This window comes from Oleiphilus sp. HI0061 (assembly GCF_001635675.1).
On the sequence record NZ_LWFE01000354.1, the window covers coordinates 1 to 788 of the forward strand.

General features: G+C 40.7%; 1 protein-coding gene. It reads left to right on the plus strand.

Annotated features, from left to right (window positions below; translation table 11 throughout):
• Positions 1 to 788, plus strand: a 788-nt coding sequence (locus A3735_RS04825) for a response regulator (protein ID WP_156499408.1), incomplete at both ends; no start/stop codon positions are given.

Sequence of the window (788 nt, forward strand, 5' to 3'; positions counted from 1 at the left end):
CTCGTGTTTTGATGTATCGATACCGCTTCGAAAGAGCAAAGATGAATCACAAGATGTTTTATCATTTACACACTTATCAGAAGAGGAAAAAAACCAGCTCAGCAATCTTAAGCTGAAAGTTGTTAGCCCTTGCACCTTCGAAACTGAAATAATATCAGCAGATCTCAGAAGTTCAGGCCTTAATATTAATGCTGAGCCAAGCAGTCATTTATTATTTTCATGTAACCAGGATATACCCGATTTAAGCACTCGCGTTAACGCGTTATTAGGAAAATACTCCTTGCCCACCATACTTCTTCTAAGTAGCGACCTAATCCCCCAGTTCGATGATCTGCCTAGCTCGGTTCACTTAATTGAAGCTCCCTACACTAGTGAAAAAGTACTCAATCACTTTCTAGATAAGCAAACGTCAATAGCCTCAGATGAAGAAACGCCTATAACACAAGGTTTAAAAGGCAAAAAAATATTAGTGGCAGAAGACAATAAAATTAACCAGCTAGTAGTAAACGAGACACTCCTCTTACTCGGCGCAGAAATCACGTTTGCCAACAATGGCCTAGAATGTATTCAATGCTTACGAGAAAGTCAGTACGACCTGATACTGATGGATATTCAGATGCCAGAAATGGATGGCTTAGAAGCTACACAAATTATTATCACAGACTCGCTTGCTCCGGACACCCCTATCGTTGCATTGACAGCGAATGTCTTTAAAGAAGATATTGACACTTATATTGCTGCAGGAATGAAGGCCCACCTGCCCAAACCCTTCGAGCCTGAAGCCTTAT